This window comes from Wohlfahrtiimonas chitiniclastica DSM 18708 (genome assembly GCF_000375345.1).
Taxonomy (GTDB): domain Bacteria; phylum Pseudomonadota; class Gammaproteobacteria; order Cardiobacteriales; family Wohlfahrtiimonadaceae; genus Wohlfahrtiimonas; species Wohlfahrtiimonas chitiniclastica.
Map to the genome: position 1 here is coordinate 492,509 of NZ_AQXD01000001.1, position 16,784 is coordinate 509,292.

Genomic DNA, 16,784 nt, shown 5'->3' on the forward strand with positions numbered 1-16,784 from the left:
ATCACAATGCCAATTGACCTATGATAGCCGTTCTTTGAGCATTGAAAAGTAATCTTATGAACAAATGGGCAACACGAATCGCGCAAACGCTTGCTGAGCGCACCACTCTAGATGCATATCGAAGACGGCGCAGCATGCAGAGTTTGCCAAACAATCAATTGGTGGTGGAAGGGCGTCGTTATCTCAATTTTGCAGCGAATGATTATTTAGGGCTCAGTCACTCATTGCCGCTCATTGCTGCATGGCAAGAGGGTGCGGCATTGTATGGCGTGGGCAGTGGCGGATCAGGTTTGGTGACAGGTTACCAAGCGCCACTAGAGAATTTAGAAGCAAAATTAGCCGATTGGTTGGGTTATGAGCGCGCGATTGTGTATCCCTCTGGGTTTTCTGTCAATCAAGCAGTGATCAAAGCATTGATTGATAAAGATGATTGGATCATTGCTGATAAATTGAGTCATGCCTCTTTACTAGAAGCGGCGATGTTGGCAAAAGGCACCTTAAAGCGTTTTGTCCACAATGATGTGTCTGCCTTGATTCAGCAATTAGACAAAGCGCATGAACATGAAGCGGCGAGCCTTGTGATCACAGAGGGTATCTTTAGCATGGATGGCGATGAGGCGCCGCTTAAAGATATGGCAACTGTCGCGGAAGTGACGCCAGATTGCTTATGGATGGTGGACGATGCCCACGGCATTGGCGTCAATGGACGAGAAGGGCGCGGCACGTGTGATGCTCAAGGCGTGAAACCTGATCTATTGATCGTAACCTTTGGGAAAGCGTTTGGTTTAAATGGCGCAGCATTGTTGTGCTCAGATGCAATGGCAGAGTACTTTACGCAAGTGTCTCGTCCATTGATTTATAGCACCGCCATTTCACCGGCACATGCGCATGCGTTATCCAAAGCGGTTGATTTGATCCGTAAAATGGATGCAGAACGCGCCCATTTACAAGCCTTGATTGCCCACTTTAAAAAAGAGATGGCGGCGCTTGGCATTGAAAATGCGTCCAACAGCCCCATTCAGCCGGTGATCATTGGTAGCAACGAGGCAAGTTTGCGTGTGTCAGATGCTTTGAAAAGTCGTAACATTTGGGCAACGGCCATTCGTCCGCCCACCGTACCGCCAAACAGCGCCCGCATTCGCATTACTTTAAATGCTGCGCACAGCTTTGAACAAGTCGATCAACTCATTGAGGCCATGCACCATGCGCTTAGCCGATAAATCCCAAGTGGCCACTGCATTTGGGCGCGCTGCACACTCTTATGACATGGCGGCAACTGTACAAAAAACAGTGGCGGATGCCTTAATGGCACAATTAACTGCGCAAGTGCCGCTTGATCAAGCGTGTGTGTTAGATGCTGGCTGCGGCACCGGTTACATCAGTCATGCTTTGAAAAATCGGGGCGCAGCACATGTGACGGCGCTTGATCTGTCTGATGCCATGCTCACACAAGCGATGCTCAAAGCATCTGCTCACGACTATGTGCAAGGGGACATTGAATCTCTACCTTTGCCAAGTGATGCATTTGATGCGGTCATCAGCAGTTTAGCGGTGCAGTGGTGCCATGATTTACCGCGTGCGCTCTCTGAGTTGGTGCGTGTGTTAAAGCCGGGCGGCCGATTGTATGTGGCAACATTGGCAGATCCAACATTGCATGAGCTTAAAAAAGCATGGCAAGCGGTGGATGATGCGCAGCATGTGGTGGATTTTTTGCCCGTAGCTAATATTGAATCGGCGGCAGAGGGTTTAGGCCGCACTGTCCGATGTCATCATTATTGTGAAGTTTTGACATTTTCTGGCATTTTTCCGCTCTTAAAAAGTTTACAAGGCATTGGCGCGACTGCCATTGACCGCACACATAAAGGTTTGATGGGTAAAGTGCAGCTGCAAACCTTAGCCTGTGCTTATCCTCAGCACGCGACAGGCTTGCCATTGAGTTATTATGTGACTGAAATTATTATCATAAAATAATCAAATGCCCATTTTATGGTCAGTTAAATGGGCATTTTTGCTGGTGTCTGTAAAGATAATTAAATTATTTTATTTTACAAATAAAGACAAAATTGTATTTACATTTTTAAGCCGAACCCCTATAATCTAGCGCTTCCGATAGACTTGCATTATTTAAAGTTTGTGAGATGAAAAATCCAAAAGTTGCAGTAATTATGGGCAGTCAAAGCGACTTGCCAACCATGCAGTTTGCGATCGACATATTAGTCGAGTTTGATGTCCCTCACCACGTGCAAGTAGTATCCGCACATCGTACCCCTGAGTTAATGTTTGAATTTGCCACATCTGCGGTTGATCGAGGTTTTTCTGTGATCATAGCGGGCGCGGGCGGTGCTGCACATTTACCGGGCATGGTGGCGGCATTGACTACACTACCTGTGATTGGCGTCCCTGTTGAGAGCAAAGCCCTCAAAGGGATGGACTCCTTATTATCCATCGTACAAATGCCTGGCGGCGTCCCTGTGGCTACTGTTGCCATCGGCACAGCCGGCGCGAAAAATGCGGGCTTATTGGCCACACAAATGTTAGCGATCGCTGATCCGACATTGCGAGATCGTTTACAGAAGTACAGAAATGATCAGCGTGATTCTGTACTCCAACAAAAAATTAATATTGGAGAATAGATGATGAGATGCATTTTACCTAATCAAACAATCGGCATTATAGGAGGCGGTCAGTTAGGTAAGATGCTTGCAGCAGCAGCTAACCGCATGGGTTACCTCACGGCTGTCTATGATCCATCATTGCATGCACCGGCGTTTTCCATCGCCCATCAATACACCATTGGTCAGTTTGACGACTATGAAGCCCTCAATCAGTTTGTGGCTAAGTGTGATGTGGTGACCTATGAATTTGAAAACATCAATGCCGACCTCGTCAAGCGCCTTAATGAACAATACAACAATATTCCCCAAGGACATTTTCCCCTTTGGATGACGCAAAATCGTATGCGTGAGAAAGAGCATATCGTCAATGCAGGTTTGCCTGTACCGCCAATCGTCATGGTGGACAGCTTAGGCGATGAATGGCTTGGGCTGCCAGAGAAATTAGGTTTCCCATTTGTGGTGAAAACCTCAGAAGGTGGTTATGACGGTAAAGGGCAAGCCGTAGTGCGTTCGCGTGAAGATTTACCGAATAAACTCTTTGCCTTGATGGATTCATCCGTCATTGCTGAAGCTTTTGTGGATTATGACTTTGAAGCCTCCATCATTGGCGTTCGCGGGCAAGATGGCGAGTTTGTCACTTTCCCTGTGGCGCGCAATGAGCACATCAATAATATTTTACATTGCTCCATTGCCTCGATGGATGAATCGGAAGATTTAACAGAACGCTTACACACAATGCTCAAAAACCTCATGGAAAAATATGATGTGGTGGGCATTTTAGCGATGGAAGTGTTTGTGAAGGGCGATGAGATTTATGTTAATGAATTGGCACCGCGCCCACATAACTCAGGGCATTACACCATTGAAGGCTGTACGACGAGCCAATTTGAGCAAGCAATCCGTGCTGTGTGTGGCTTGCCTTTAGGCTGCACCACGCTTCGCCAAACCACGATCATGTATAACTTGCTTGGCCAACACATCGAACCCTTGATGACCTATTTACCCCATTTATCGCGCAATGGCCATGTCCATTTGTACGGTAAAAAAGAGAACAAATTTAATCGCAAAGTCGGTCATGTGACCTTTACGTGCGATCAACAGACGCAGGAATTTTCTCACGCTGTTTTTACTCATCAGGAGGAGTAATGAAAAACGCATTGTTGTACGAAGGAAAAGCAAAACAAATCTATTCAACGAATAACCCAGATGAAGTGATCATCTATTATAAAGATGATGCCACTGCAGGTAATGGCGCGAAAAAGGCGCAGTTTGAAGATAAAGGTCGCTTGAATTCTGAGATTTCTCGCATGATTTTTGCTCAATTGATGAAAGATGGCATCAAAACTCACCTCATCAAAGCTGTCAATGAGCGTGAACAGTTGTGTCATAAAGTGGACATCATTTTATTGGAAGCGATTGTGCGTAACATTGCGGCGGGCTCGCTGGTTAAACGCATTGGTTTAACCGAAGGCGAGACACTCAATCCACCGATTTTAGAGTTCTGCTATAAAAATGATGCATTCAATGATCCATTAATCAATGATGATCACGCCATTGCCCTTGGTTTAGCCACGCAAGAAGAGTTGAATCACATGCGCAGCGAAATGCTCAAAATCAATGAGTTTTTAAAAGCCTTGTGGTTAGAAGTGGGCATTGATTTGGTGGACTTTAAAATCGAATTTGGCCGCATGAAAGATGGCACCATCGTCTTAGCCGATGAGATCAGCCCAGACACTTGCCGCTTATGGGACAGCAAAACCCATGAAAAATTGGATAAAGATCGCTTCCGTCAAGACATGGGTGGCGTGATCGAAGCGTATCAAGAAATTCATCGTCGTTTAGAGGAACGCTCCGAATGAGCATGAAACAACTGAATGAAGAATGCGGCGTTTTTGCTGTTTCAGGGAATCCTGAAGCGGCAACGCTGACTTATTATGGCTTGCATGCATTGCAACATCGCGGGCAAGAGAGTGCAGGGATCGCAACATTGACAGAGGATGGCAAAATCATCTGCGTGAAAGGGGAAGGCTTATTAACTGAAGTCTTTGCAGATCCAAAAAAATTACAAAGTTTAGTGGGTGCAACAGCCATTGGCCATGTGCGCTATCCCACAAACAGCTCACGCGGTGTGATCAATGCGCATCCAATCGTTTTGAGCACCACAGATGAAACCATTGCCATTGCCTTTAATGGCGCATTGACGAATTCTGATGAGTTAAAAGTGCGCTTAGAAAAAGAGGGCAGCGTGTTTCATTCCTCCGGGGAAACAGAGCTTTTAGGACATTTGTTGCGTCGTTGTACAGGCACATTTTTAGAGCGCTTAAAGCAGAGTTTATTGCAGATTGAAGGCGCGTATAGCTATACAGTGCTGCATGACAGCGGTTTATATGTGGCGCGTGATCCGCACGGCATCCGTCCATTATCGATGGGGAAAATGCCAAGCGGCGGTTATGTGTTTGCTTCAGAAACCTGTGCATTTGACATTGTCGGTGCAGCGTTTGTGCGTGATGTAGAACCGGGTGAAGTGATCACCATTGACAATGGCGAAGTGATCTCAAGCTTTTTAGAGACAGAGCGCACCCATGCCCTTTGCATGATGGAATATGTCTATTTCTCGCGCCCTGACAGTGATTTAGAGGGTAAAAATGTGCATGCTGTTCGTAAACGCAGCGGCATTGAGCTCTTCAAAGAGGCGCACATTGATGCAGACATCGTCATTGGCGTGCCAGATTCAAGCATCTCTGCCGCCATTGGTTATGCAGAAGCGTCAGGTTTGCCGAATGAAATGGGGCTCATTAAGAATCGTTACATCGGGCGCACATTCATTCAGCCCACCCAAGAACTGCGTGAGCGCGGTGTGCGCATGAAGATCTCTGCCATCAGCAGCATTGTGAAAGATAAGCGCGTCATTTTGATCGATGACTCGATTGTGCGTGGTACGACAAGTAAACGCATTGCATCTTTACTTCGCACCGCAGGCGCAAAAGAGATTCACATGCGTGTGTCTTCCCCGATTTTTAAATATCCATGTTATTACGGCGTCGATGCCACAAATCCGCGTGAGTTATTGGCGCAGCATCAAAAAACGGTGGAAGATATGCGCCGTTACATTGATGTGGATTCCTTAGCATTTTTAAGTCCCGAAGGTTTAATCAAAGCGACAGGGCACTCTGCGGATCGCGGTGAAAATTGCGGTTTGTGCATGGGTTGTTTCACCAACCATTATCCCACGAATATTCAGTTTAATGAGGCATAAATGAGTCAAGCATATAAAGAAGCAGGCGTAAACTTAGAAGCAGGCTATGAGTCTGTTGAGCGCATCAAAAAACATGTGATGAGCACCATGCGTTTTGGCGCGATGAATCTCTTTGGGGATTTTGGTGGGGCGTTTGACTTATCTGAATTGGGATATCAAAAGCCAGTATTAGTGTCAGGCACCGATGGCGTTGGCACCAAATTAAAATTGGCCTTTGAGATGAACATTCATGACACCATCGGTATTGATGCTGTTGCAATGTGTGTGAATGACATCTTAACGCAAGGCGCTGAGCCTCTATTCTTTTTAGATTACATTGCATGCGGCGCGAACAATCCGGCACAAATTGAAGCGATTGTTGCTGGTGTGGCAGAAGGTTGCCGACAATCAAATGCCACATTGCTTGGCGGTGAAACCGCAGAGATGCCAGGTTTTTACCAAGATGGCGAATATGACATTGCAGGCTTTGCAGTGGGCGCGGTTGAAAAAGATGAGCGCATCACAAAAGAGAACGTAAAAGTGGGCGATGTGATCATTGGCTTGCCATCAAGCGGTGTTCACAGCAATGGCTTCTCATTGGTGCGCCACATCATTAAAAATCATGGTTTATCTTTGCATGAAACGTATCCGGGCTTTGATCGCTCACTTGGGGAAGTGTTATTGACCCCAACGATGCTGTATGTGCGTCCTGTTTTAGAGTTATTGAAAGCAGCTAAAGTCCACGCAATGGTGCACATCACCGGTGGTGGTTTTTATGAAAACGTACCGCGTGCATTGCCTGAAGGCATGGGCGCTGAGTTTGTTAAAGGCTCATGGGACATGCCGGCCATTTTCCCATTTTTACAAGAAACAGCCAACATCCCTGAAGAAGAGATGTACAGCGTCTTTAACATGGGGATCGGCTTTATGTTGATGGTGGCTAAAGAGGATGCTGAACGCATTCTTGCCCACAATGCAGATGCGAAAATCATCGGTAAAGTGACAGATTCCGGGCAAATCACCTTCCAATAATTCAATCACCCCAAATCCTCTGTATTTGGGGTTTTCATTTAAATGGATGAATCATGACGAAAATTGCAGTGTTTGGTTCAGGCAGCGGAACCAACTTTGATGCCATTATGAAATGGATCAACAATGGCAAATTACAAGCTGAAGTTGTTTTAGTGGTGTGTGATCAAAAAGGTGCGGGCATCATTGAAAAAGCTGAACGTGAAGGGTTAGAAACTTTTGTTTTTAGTGCCAAAGATTATGCCTCTAAAGCAGAATATGAAGCTGTATTGGTTGAAAAAATGCGCCAGCTTGGCGTTCAATGGGTGGTGCTTGCAGGTTTTATGCGTTTAGTTGGGGAGACTTTATTAAATGCTTATCCACGCCATATCATCAATATCCATCCTTCATTATTGCCAGACTATAAAGGCAAAGATGCCATTGGCCAAGCGTATCGCGCAAAGGCAACAAAAATCGGTGTCACCATTCATTATGTGGATGAAGGTATGGACACTGGCGAAATCATCGCCCAAAAAGCCATTGAATTAACAGGCAATGAGTCACTTGAGGAAGTGGCGTACATGATCCATGCCGTCGAGCATGGATTGTATCCTGCCACTTTAGAAATGTTGTTTACAAAGGAGAAGTAGTTGTGTCTACAAAGCGTGCATTATTAAGCGTCAGCGATAAAGCTGGTATTGTTGAATTTGCTCAATCGTTGGCGAACTTGGGCTATGAGCTCATCTCAACAGGTGGGACAAAAAAAGCCATTTTTGATGCAGGCATTGCCGTCAAAGACATTTCAGAGATCACAGAATTCCCTGAAATGATGGATGGCCGTGTGAAAACGTTGCATCCAAAAGTGCACGGCGGCTTATTGTCCATTCGCGGCAATGCAGACCATACAAAAGCGATGGCGGACAATGGCATTGAGTACATCGATTTGGTGTGTGTGAATTTGTATCCTTTTAAAGAGACGATTTCTAAACCAGGCGTGACGTATCAAGACGCGATTGAGAACATCGACATTGGCGGCCCTTCTATGTTGCGCTCTGCGGCTAAAAACCATGCATTTGTGACCGTGGTGACAGATCCTGCCGATTATGCAGTGGTGATCGAAGAGATCAAAGCAAATGGTGACACCACCTTTGAAACCCGTCAGCGTTTAGCCCTTAAAGTGTTTCAAACCACCGCGGCATATGATGCATTGATTGCCGATTACTTCGCGCGCACATTAGGCGATGCATTCCCTGAAAAATTGACATTAACGTTTGAAAAACAGCAAGCGCTTCGTTATGGGGAAAACCCACATCAAGCCGCGGCGTTTTATCGCACGCCCTTAGCAGAAAGCAATGCCCTTGCATATGCCAAGCAATTGCATGGTAAAGAGCTCTCTTACAACAACATTCAAGATGGTAATGCGGCTGTGAACATCATGCTTGAATATAAAGAGCCTGTGGTGGTTGCTGTCAAGCACATGAATCCATGTGGCGTTGGCACCGGTTCAACTTTGTTTGAAGCATGGACAAAGGCTTTTGAAGCCGATTCCACCTCCATTTTCGGTGGCATCATTGCCACGAATCAGGTGATTGATGCACAAACAGCGACAGAAATGAGCAAGATTTTCTTAGAGATCATCATTGCGCCTGCATTCACATCCGAAGCGCGTGAGATTTTAGAAGCGAAGAAAAATATTCGTTTATTGGAAAATCCTGCGATGGTTTCTGAGCTTGATGGTGAATACACCACAACAGCGGTCAATGGCGGTTTATTGGTGCAAACGAAAGATCGTGGTGCCATTAACTTCGATGACTTTGAGATTGTCACAGAACGCGCGCCAACGAATGAAGAGAAAGAAGCCTTGCTCTTTGCTTGGAAAGTGGTGAAACATGTGAAATCAAATGCCATTGTCGTTGCTAAAGCGGGGCAAACATTGGGCATTGGCGCCGGTCAAATGAATCGTGTGGGCGCAGCTAAAATCGCTTTAGAGCAAGCGGGCAGTGAAGCTGAAGGCAATGTATTGGCATCGGATGCATTTTTCCCAATGGCAGACACATTAGAGATCGCGGCCAAAGCAGGCATTAAAGCCATCATTCAACCGGGCGGTTCCATCAAGGATCAAGATTCGATTGATGTGGCCAATCAATACGGCATTGCCATGGTCTTTACGAAAAAGCGTCACTTTAAACACTAATATGAGTTAAAACGGTCACCGAGGATGATGGCAATTCCCTCAAGCAAAGGCGCCATCATCCTCGGTTGGCAGTGCAATGCTGCCTAATGCCGATTGTATCATCCATCTTTAGCATCATCTTCCCCCATTTTTATATGATCATTTCTCTTTATGAGGCTCATAGACAAGCTTTATTGCGCTTGTTATTCGCGCCAAATCCTTGTCATATAAAGATATATATAGCGAAAATGTGGTTAAAATCTATACAAACTGCCATTTTTATGGGGCAATGGCCAATTTATTGATGCATTCAGTATTTTATGGAATCAATCAATTATTGAAACATTAAAAGCCATGGGTAAAAGGTCTTTATTACATTGTTGTTACAAACTAGTCGATTGAAAAATAAGAAATATATAGTAATTTTGTGCACTTTGTATCCGATTTTACTGACTAATTATCAAACAATAATGATTGCTGTTTGATAAAAAAATGCCAGAAATATGACAATTATCCTTTGTTTAATTAACGATTTTTTTGATCTTAAAAATTTATATTTAGTCAATGATATAAATCAAAAAACTACTGTTTTTTATCAACTATTTTAAAGTCAAGTTTTTAAGTATTTGAAAAATAATAATAAAATGCGTATAAAAATTTAGCATGTCTTTCAAAATCACTGTGCTATGATCCGCTGCCTGTGCTCTTGGTGGCACAGTTAGAATTTATTGTTTTGATGCTTGTCATGAAAATGAACTGTTTTTAGTGATAAATGTCAAGCAAATGTCAGAGTAGTGAGGAAAATTATGGCTGAACAGGCTACAGAAATGAAGCGTCGCGACCTTTTAAAAATGATCGGTGCGACGGCCGGTGGATTTGCACTTTACAATTCCATGATGGCGTTTGGATTCATGAACAACAGTGATTTCAAAGGCACACCAGATTTAAGCAATGCACCTAAAGGCGCAACTGTCCTCGTATTAGGGGCAGGTCTTGCAGGTTTAGTGTCTGCTTATGAGCTTAAAAAAGCGGGTTACAATGTTAAGATCTTAGACTTTAATGACCGAGTCGGTGGTCGTGCATGGTCTTTACGTGGTGGCGACGTTTACACTGAGTTAGGTGGTCATACACAAAAATGTGAATTTGACGAAGGTTTATATTTAAATCCTGGTCCTTGGCGCATTCCTTACCATCACCAAGGTTATTTACATTATGCACGTGAGTTTGGCGTAGAAATGCAACCGTTCCAACAAGTGAACCAAAATGCATACTTACACAACTCTCAAGCATTTGGTGGCAAACCACAAAGATACCGTGAGATCTTCTCTGATTTCCGTGGTTACACCAATGAATTATTGGCCAAATCCATCAACCAAAATCAATTGGATGAAGCGGTCACTAAAGAAAACAAAGAAATGTTGTTAGAGTCCATCAAAGAGTGGGGCGGTTTAGATAAAAACTATCGCTACACAGGACCTAGCGGTTCACCATTCCGTGGTTGGGCACAAGATGCGAATGCAACACATGACAACATTCCATCGACACCTTTAGATTTCAATGACGTATTGTCTTCACGCTTATGGTCAGCATTGAACATGCATTTCGATTATGAATATGCATCCACAATCTTCCAACCCAAAGGCGGTATGGATCAATTACCTAAAGCGATTGCTAAAGGTTTGATGTCCAACATTCGTTTGAACTCTAAAGTGACTAAATTGATCCAAGACGATAAAGGCGTAACTGTTACGTACTTAGATCGTGCCAATGGTGATAAAGAGATGGTGGAAACAGCAGATTACTGCGTATGTACCATTCCATTCTCAATTTTAGCGCAGATTCCAAACAACTTAAGCGCGCCAGTGAAAAGCGGTATCGCAGCGGTGCATTATGCCACAAGCTTTAAAGCGGGTATCCAATTCAAGCGTCGCTTCTGGGAAGAAGATGAACAAATCTATGGTGGCGTAACATTCACTGATTTACCGATTGGTCAGATCTCTTACCCAAGCACAGATTACCTCTCAAAAGGTAAAGGTGTGGTGTTAGGTTCTTACTTGTTCGGCATCAACTCTTTTGAATTCTCTGCAAAAACACCTGAAGAGCGCATGAAAAAAGTGATGGAAAACTTCCAAAAAATCCATCCTCAAGCGGTTAAAGAGTTTGACAATGGTATTTCTGTGGCATGGCATCGTCAGCCATCAACCTTAGGTTGTTATGGTTTATGGACAGAAGATACACGTGCTAAGCATTTCAAAAATGTCTCCACGATGGACAACCGCGTAGTATTGGCAGGTGAGCATGTTTCTTACATCCCTGCATGGCAAGAAGGTGCGATTTTATCTGCACTCGAAGCCATTGGCCAATTACACGCAAGAGCATCAAAATAATCTGAGGACGATGAAATGAAAAAACTTCTTTTAGGCACGGCTTTATTCAGCTTAATGAGCAGTCTTGTATTTGCTGATGGTGCAGGCGGTGTGAACGATAAAACTGTGATCACAAAACGCGATGGCGCAGAAATCTATGCAGTTTCTTGTGCAGGTTGCCACATGCCAGATGGTAAAGGTGCAGTCGGCGCAGGTTTCTACCCAAGCCTTGTGAACAACCCTAAATTACAACAACCTGCTTACCCAAGCATTGTTGTATTGTATGGCTTGCATGGCATGCCAGCATTAGGTGGCATTTTAGATGATGAACAAATCGCAAACGTTGTGAACTATGTGCGTTCAAACTTTAACGGCATCGATAAAGGCATCACAGCGAAAGATGTGACACCAATGCGTGTGAAAGATTATCAATATAACGACTTGAACTAACAGTTCGGTCAAACGATGATCCTAAGGCAACCTCTGATGAGGTTGCCTTTTTTTACATCATCTCTCAATTATTCATCAAATAAATGGTATGATGTTCACCTTTGATGAACCTGATTGTTGTCAATAGGATGAATATGCCGCAACCGCCGAATTCTCTTGTATTCGATGACCCTGTGATGAATGGGGGCATTTAAGGCATGCTGCCGAGTTATCAAGATTTAATGTTACCAATCTTGCAATGCGTCGCTCAGCACACATCCATCAGTACGCGCGCGCTCAGCGATGTACTTGTCGAACAACTTAATATTCCTGAAAAAGCCCGTCAACAAAAATTAAAAAGTGGGCAACTTGTCCTCACCAACCGCATCAGTTGGGCGTCGATTTATTTAAGAAAAAGTGGCTTATTAGAATCGAAAGCTCGCGGCATGCTGAGCATCACCAAAGCGGGTCGACGCATCGCTAAAGATGCAGACATTGACGCCATCAATAACCAGTTTTTGATGCAATTCCCATCCTTTGCAGCTTTTATGCAAGCCTCGCGTGCGCCACAAATCCCAAAAGAAAAAGAGGTGGATCGTACAAGTTTAGAGCGCTTAGAGGCTGCGCATCATGAAATCAACACACAATTGGCGTTGAGCTTAAAAGAGAAGATTCTTTCCGCATCGCCTGCATTTTTTGAAAAACTGGTGATTGAACTGCTTTTGGCCATGGGTTACGGTGGCTCAATGGAGGATGCAGGGGCTGTGATCGGACAAACGGGTGATGGCGGCATTGATGGCATCATTAAAGCCGACCGCTTGGGGTTAGATAATATCTATGTGCAAGCCAAACGTTGGCAAGGCACTGTGGGTGAGCCTGCCATTCGTGACTTTGTGGGGGCATTGACAGGTTATCATGGCGCAAATAAAGGGGTGTTCATCACCACCGGTAAGTTTTCTAAAAATGCTCAAAAGTTCTTCCCAAAAAATGGTGCAAAAGTGGTGCTCGTGGATGGGGAACTTTTAACGAAATTGATGATTGAGTACAACATAGGTGTCAGCGATCAGCAAGCATACGTAGTAAAAACAATTGATATTGACTTTTTTGACAGTGAGTAGTGAATGATGAAAATTTTAATCGTGGGTAAAGGCGGGCGTGAGCACGCATTGGCATGGAAAGTGAAACAAAGCGCTCAAGTATCAGAAGTGTATGTGGCGCCTGGCAATGTGGGCATGAAAGATGTGGCGCACCTTGTGAACATCAATGAAACGGCGAGCGATGAGCTGGCAAACTGGGCAGAAGCGAATGCGATTGATTTGGTGATCATTGGCCCTGAATCGAGTTTAGTGGCAGGTGTGGCCGATCAAATGCAAGCGCGCGGCATTAAAGTGTGGGGGCCAACACAGGCAGCCGCACAAATTGAGGGCAGTAAAGATTTTGCCAAAGTGATCATGAATTGCTATGGTGTGCCAACCGCTGCGCACCAAACCTTTACACAAGTGGATGAGGCGCTTTCGTACCTTGAAAAAGTGGGTGTGCCGATTGTGATCAAAGCCGATGGTTTAGCCGCGGGTAAAGGTGTTGTGTTGCCACAAACGATGGATGAAGCCAAAGCGTGTGTGGTGGATATGTTAGAAGACAATCGCTTTGGGGACGCTGGCGCGCGCATCGTGATTGAAGAGTTTTTAGAGGGCAATGAATATTCCCTCATGTGCTTTGTGCATGGCAACAAAGTGGTGCCGATGATGATGGCGCAAGATCACAAACGTGCATATGACAATGATGAAGGCCCGAACACAGGTGGAATGGGGGCTTATGCGCCATGCTTTACAGCAGAGAGTGAAGAGACTGCGATTGCTGTCAAAACCATCATGCAGCCGGTGGCCGATGGCTTAGTGAAGGAAGGCATGCCCTTTACAGGCTTTTTGTATGGCGGCTTGATTTTAACGAAAGAGGGCTTTAAAACCATTGAGTTTAATGCGCGCTTTGGCGATCCTGAAGCTGAAGTGATTTTACCGCTCTTAGAAAGCGATTTGGTTGATGTGATTTTGTCGATGTTAAGTGACAATCACGTGCCAAGCGTTGCGTGGAAATCAGGCTATTGCGTGGGTGTTGTGCTCGCATCAAAAGGTTATCCTGAGCAGCCTGAAACAGGTTATCCATTGAAAACTTTGGCAGTGGATGAATCCATTAATATGATTTTCAATGCAGGCGTTGCAGAAAAAGCAGGGCAATTGGTGTCAAATGGTGGGCGCATTTTGGTGGCGACAGGTTTAGGCGAAACCTTTGATGAAGCCAAAGCTCATGCGTATGCCTTGATGAAAGAGATCGAAACTGAGGGCACATTCTACCGTACAGACATTGGTCATCGTTTTAAGGGCTAATGTTAATATGCGATCAAGCCGATACAATCGTATCGGCTTTTTGATGCGCTATTTTGATTCACTTGGCCAAGCGATGATGGGATTGTACTGCCAAGTTGCGGGGCCAAAGGCTCTATTGATGAGCATCGGATCATCTGTGGCATCCGTTTCTCGTGAGAGCATTTCATGGCGAATGTATGGCCATGCATAATATGTACTGAGCATGATGAGAATACTGGCAATGACGGCCAAACCTTTATGGCCATCAACATAAATTACAGGGGCAAGAGGCTGAGCGGTTGATGTGCTCGGCAGTGCCGCATAAGCATAGGCCATCAACATTAAAGTCAGCCATTGACTGATGGGGTAAATTAAGGAGCCAGACAACGCACCATTACTCATCAATACAAAAACACTGACCCAAAGCCAAGCCGGCAGTTGATCCGCATATGACAGCAAGCGCACCAATAAATAGAGGCACAATAAATTGAGCATCAGCCCCATTAAGCCCATCTCAGCCAGCCAATAGAGCATGAAACTATGGGGGTGAGCCAATTGATTGCCATCTTCGAAGATAAAATGACCTGCACCCATGCCAACGTACACATTGTCCATGAAGGATTGTAAGGAGAAAAGATACAAATCTATCCGACCCGATGAGCTTGTGCGAGCTAAACCATGCATTTGTGCATCTTGCAGCATCAAAACATTAAAGACCACATATAAAGTGAATGCGCAAATGACTGTCATTAAGGGCAATGTTAACGCAGCGCGTTTATGTTGTCCTAAGACCATAATGAGGAGTATTCCGATGGTGAGGGACAGTAAAACGGCGCGAGCACCATCATAGAAAAAAACGAAGAGGTATAAGGTGCTTAAAATAAAAATCCATGGTGTGAAGCGTTGATTGGCGAGAAAGCCCGGGCGCAACCATAAAATCATGAGTAACGGCAACAGTGCATCATTAAAATAACGAATGTTGCCAAAGGTATTGTGCCCAACGCTTGTGTAAGTTGGGTCAGTGATTTGAATCATAACACTGGTGAAAAGATAAATAATGCTGGGAATGGGCGTTAATGCAATGACCGCAAGGGCATGATTGAACCAAGCTTGATCTTTTTTGAATGCCATTGCAAAGTAGAGAAACGCCATCACCAATAGAATATTGAGGCTTAAGGTTAAATATGCCGTCACATTATGAATGCCAAAGATCAGCAACAGCACATAACAACCATTGATCAGCGCGGCGATTTTTAGGGCATGGCGGTGGTGACGCAGTTCAGTACTCGGCAACAGGATGAGCCCGACGGCACTGAACAGCAATAAAATGATCTCCCCCATGCGCCATTCATTGTAATAATCATCAATCCAAGGATTGAGGTCGATCCCTGCAAACGAACCAAAGAGCCAAATGAGCGTGAGATAAATGATGATGCGATGCAATACTAAATGTGTCCCCTTTGTCATGGTGTGCCTTGTTATCTTTTTTGTTTAGGCATGTAGTATAAGCCATAGCTTCATCAGAGACTATGGCACCACCATTATTTTAGGATGATTTTATGGGCTTGTGGGGCAATGATGTGGCCAATGGGCTCTAAATGGCCAAGCCCTTCCTCTTTGCACAACGCCTGGAAGTCATCAATATGATCGCCGCTTACAGACACTAATAAACCGCCACTTGTTTGCGGATCACCCAGAAGATGTTGATAAGCGTCAAATTGATCATTATGCGTCACTAAATGCTCGTAACTTGCCAAGTTTTTAAAGGTACCGCCTGGCATTGATCCTAAAGCCTCATAATGGCGCACAGAATCAATGAGCGGAATGTTTGCGCAATCGAGCTCAATGCTGACATTGCTGCCTTCGGTCATCTCAGAGAGATGGCCAATCAATCCAAAACCTGTGACATCTGTCATGGCATGCACATAAGGCTCAAGGGCAAATCGTGCACCGGCTTGATTGAGCTCTACCATAATGTCACGGGCAGTGAATTGATCTTCACTGCGCAGTAAACCACGTTTTTCTGCGGTGGTTAAGATGCCAATGCCAATGGGTTTGGTTAAAAAGATGGCATCGCCCACTTGTGCGGTGTCATTGCGTTGTAAATGCGCTTTGTCCACAATGCCTGTCACCGCTAAACCAAAAATTGGTTCAGGTGCATCGATGGAATGGCCGCCTGCTAAAATGATGCCAGCGGCTTCACAGGTGGCGCGTCCGCCTGCAATCACGGTGCGTGCAACTTCTGGGGGGAGTTTTTGAGAAGGCCAGCCTAAAATCGCAATCGCCATGATGGGTTTACCGCCCATCGCATAGACATCGCTGATGGCATTTGTGGCTGCGATGCGCCCAAAATCAAAGGGATCGTCCACAATTGGCATGAAAAAGTCCGTGGTTGAGATAATCCCCGTCGTTGCATCGATGCCATAAACCGCAGCATCATCGCGTGACTGGTTGCCCACCCATAAATTCGGATCAGAGGTTTGTATGCCACTGCCTGTCAATATCTCCCCAAGAACCTTGGGATCTAATTTACAGCCTCATCCGGCGCCGTGGCTATATTGCGTTAATTTTATCTCAGACATTACCTTTTCAATC

At 45.0% G+C, this 16,784-nt stretch carries 15 protein-coding genes; 13 read left to right on the forward strand and 2 right to left on the reverse strand.

Annotation, left to right across the window (positions count from 1 at the left end; all coding sequences use genetic code 11):
• Window positions 1-56 precede the first annotated feature (56 nt).
• The 13 genes from B143_RS0102210 (at window position 57) to purD (ending at window position 14,210) form a co-directional block, all read left to right on the forward strand.
• Window positions 57-1,220, forward strand: coding sequence for an aminotransferase class I/II-fold pyridoxal phosphate-dependent enzyme (locus B143_RS0102210; RefSeq protein ID WP_018122012.1), 1,164 nt, complete (start codon window positions 57-59; stop codon window positions 1,218-1,220).
• Complete coding sequence (bioC, locus tag B143_RS0102215; protein WP_018122013.1) at window positions 1,204-1,971, forward strand: malonyl-ACP O-methyltransferase BioC; 768 nt, start codon at window positions 1,204-1,206, stop codon at window positions 1,969-1,971. Before B143_RS0102210 ends, bioC begins: the two co-directional genes overlap by 17 nt.
• Before the next feature lie 167 nt (window positions 1,972-2,138).
• Entirely contained in the window at window positions 2,139-2,633 is a 495-nt protein-coding gene (gene purE / locus B143_RS0102220; protein WP_018122014.1) for a 5-(carboxyamino)imidazole ribonucleotide mutase, read from the forward strand.
• A complete protein-coding gene (purK, locus tag B143_RS0102225) occupies window positions 2,634-3,761 on the forward strand; it encodes a 5-(carboxyamino)imidazole ribonucleotide synthase (protein WP_018122015.1) in 1,128 nt (375 codons plus the stop codon).
• The gene (gene purC / locus B143_RS0102230; protein ID WP_008314810.1) at window positions 3,761-4,474 is read left to right on the forward strand and encodes a phosphoribosylaminoimidazolesuccinocarboxamide synthase; all 714 of its coding nucleotides are present in this window, start codon (window positions 3,761-3,763) and stop codon (window positions 4,472-4,474) included. Before purK ends, purC begins: the two co-directional genes overlap by 1 nt.
• A complete protein-coding gene (gene purF, locus B143_RS0102235) occupies window positions 4,471-5,871 on the forward strand; it encodes an amidophosphoribosyltransferase (protein WP_018122016.1) in 1,401 nt (466 codons plus the stop codon). Before purC ends, purF begins: the two co-directional genes overlap by 4 nt.
• Entirely contained in the window at window positions 5,872-6,882 is a 1,011-nt protein-coding gene (purM, locus tag B143_RS0102240; RefSeq protein WP_018122017.1) for a phosphoribosylformylglycinamidine cyclo-ligase, read from the forward strand.
• A 53-nt stretch (window positions 6,883-6,935) separates the two neighbouring features.
• The gene (gene purN, locus B143_RS0102245; RefSeq protein WP_018122018.1) at window positions 6,936-7,508 is read left to right on the forward strand and encodes a phosphoribosylglycinamide formyltransferase; all 573 of its coding nucleotides are present in this window, start codon (window positions 6,936-6,938) and stop codon (window positions 7,506-7,508) included.
• Window positions 7,509-7,510: 2 nt separating this feature from the next.
• Window positions 7,511-9,052: a bifunctional phosphoribosylaminoimidazolecarboxamide formyltransferase/IMP cyclohydrolase gene (gene purH, locus B143_RS0102250; RefSeq protein WP_018122019.1), complete on the forward strand. Its 1,542-nt coding sequence runs from the start codon at window positions 7,511-7,513 to the stop codon at window positions 9,050-9,052.
• Window positions 9,053-9,837: 785 nt separating this feature from the next.
• Window positions 9,838-11,418, forward strand: coding sequence for a flavin monoamine oxidase family protein (locus B143_RS0102255; RefSeq protein WP_018122020.1), 1,581 nt, complete (start codon window positions 9,838-9,840; stop codon window positions 11,416-11,418).
• A 15-nt stretch (window positions 11,419-11,433) separates the two neighbouring features.
• Entirely contained in the window at window positions 11,434-11,847 is a 414-nt protein-coding gene (locus B143_RS0102260) for a c-type cytochrome (protein WP_008314795.1), read from the forward strand.
• Window positions 11,848-12,044: 197 nt separating this feature from the next.
• Window positions 12,045-12,944 (forward strand): restriction endonuclease, encoded by a 900-nt coding sequence (locus tag B143_RS0102265; RefSeq protein WP_018122021.1) that lies wholly within the window; start codon window positions 12,045-12,047, stop codon window positions 12,942-12,944.
• Window positions 12,945-12,947: 3 nt separating this feature from the next.
• On the forward strand, window positions 12,948-14,210 hold the full coding sequence (purD, locus tag B143_RS0102270) for a phosphoribosylamine--glycine ligase (protein ID WP_018122022.1): 1,263 nt from the start codon (window positions 12,948-12,950) through the stop codon (window positions 14,208-14,210).
• A gap of 48 nt (window positions 14,211-14,258) precedes the next feature.
• Here purD and B143_RS0102275 read toward each other — a convergent pair whose 3' ends face one another.
• Complete coding sequence (locus tag B143_RS0102275; RefSeq protein ID WP_018122023.1) at window positions 14,259-15,656, reverse strand: O-antigen ligase family protein; 1,398 nt, start codon at window positions 15,654-15,656, stop codon at window positions 14,259-14,261.
• A 74-nt stretch (window positions 15,657-15,730) separates the two neighbouring features.
• Entirely contained in the window at window positions 15,731-16,771 is a 1,041-nt protein-coding gene (gene selD, locus B143_RS0102280; protein ID WP_081601009.1) for a selenide, water dikinase SelD, read from the reverse strand.
• Window positions 16,772-16,784 lie beyond the last annotated feature (13 nt).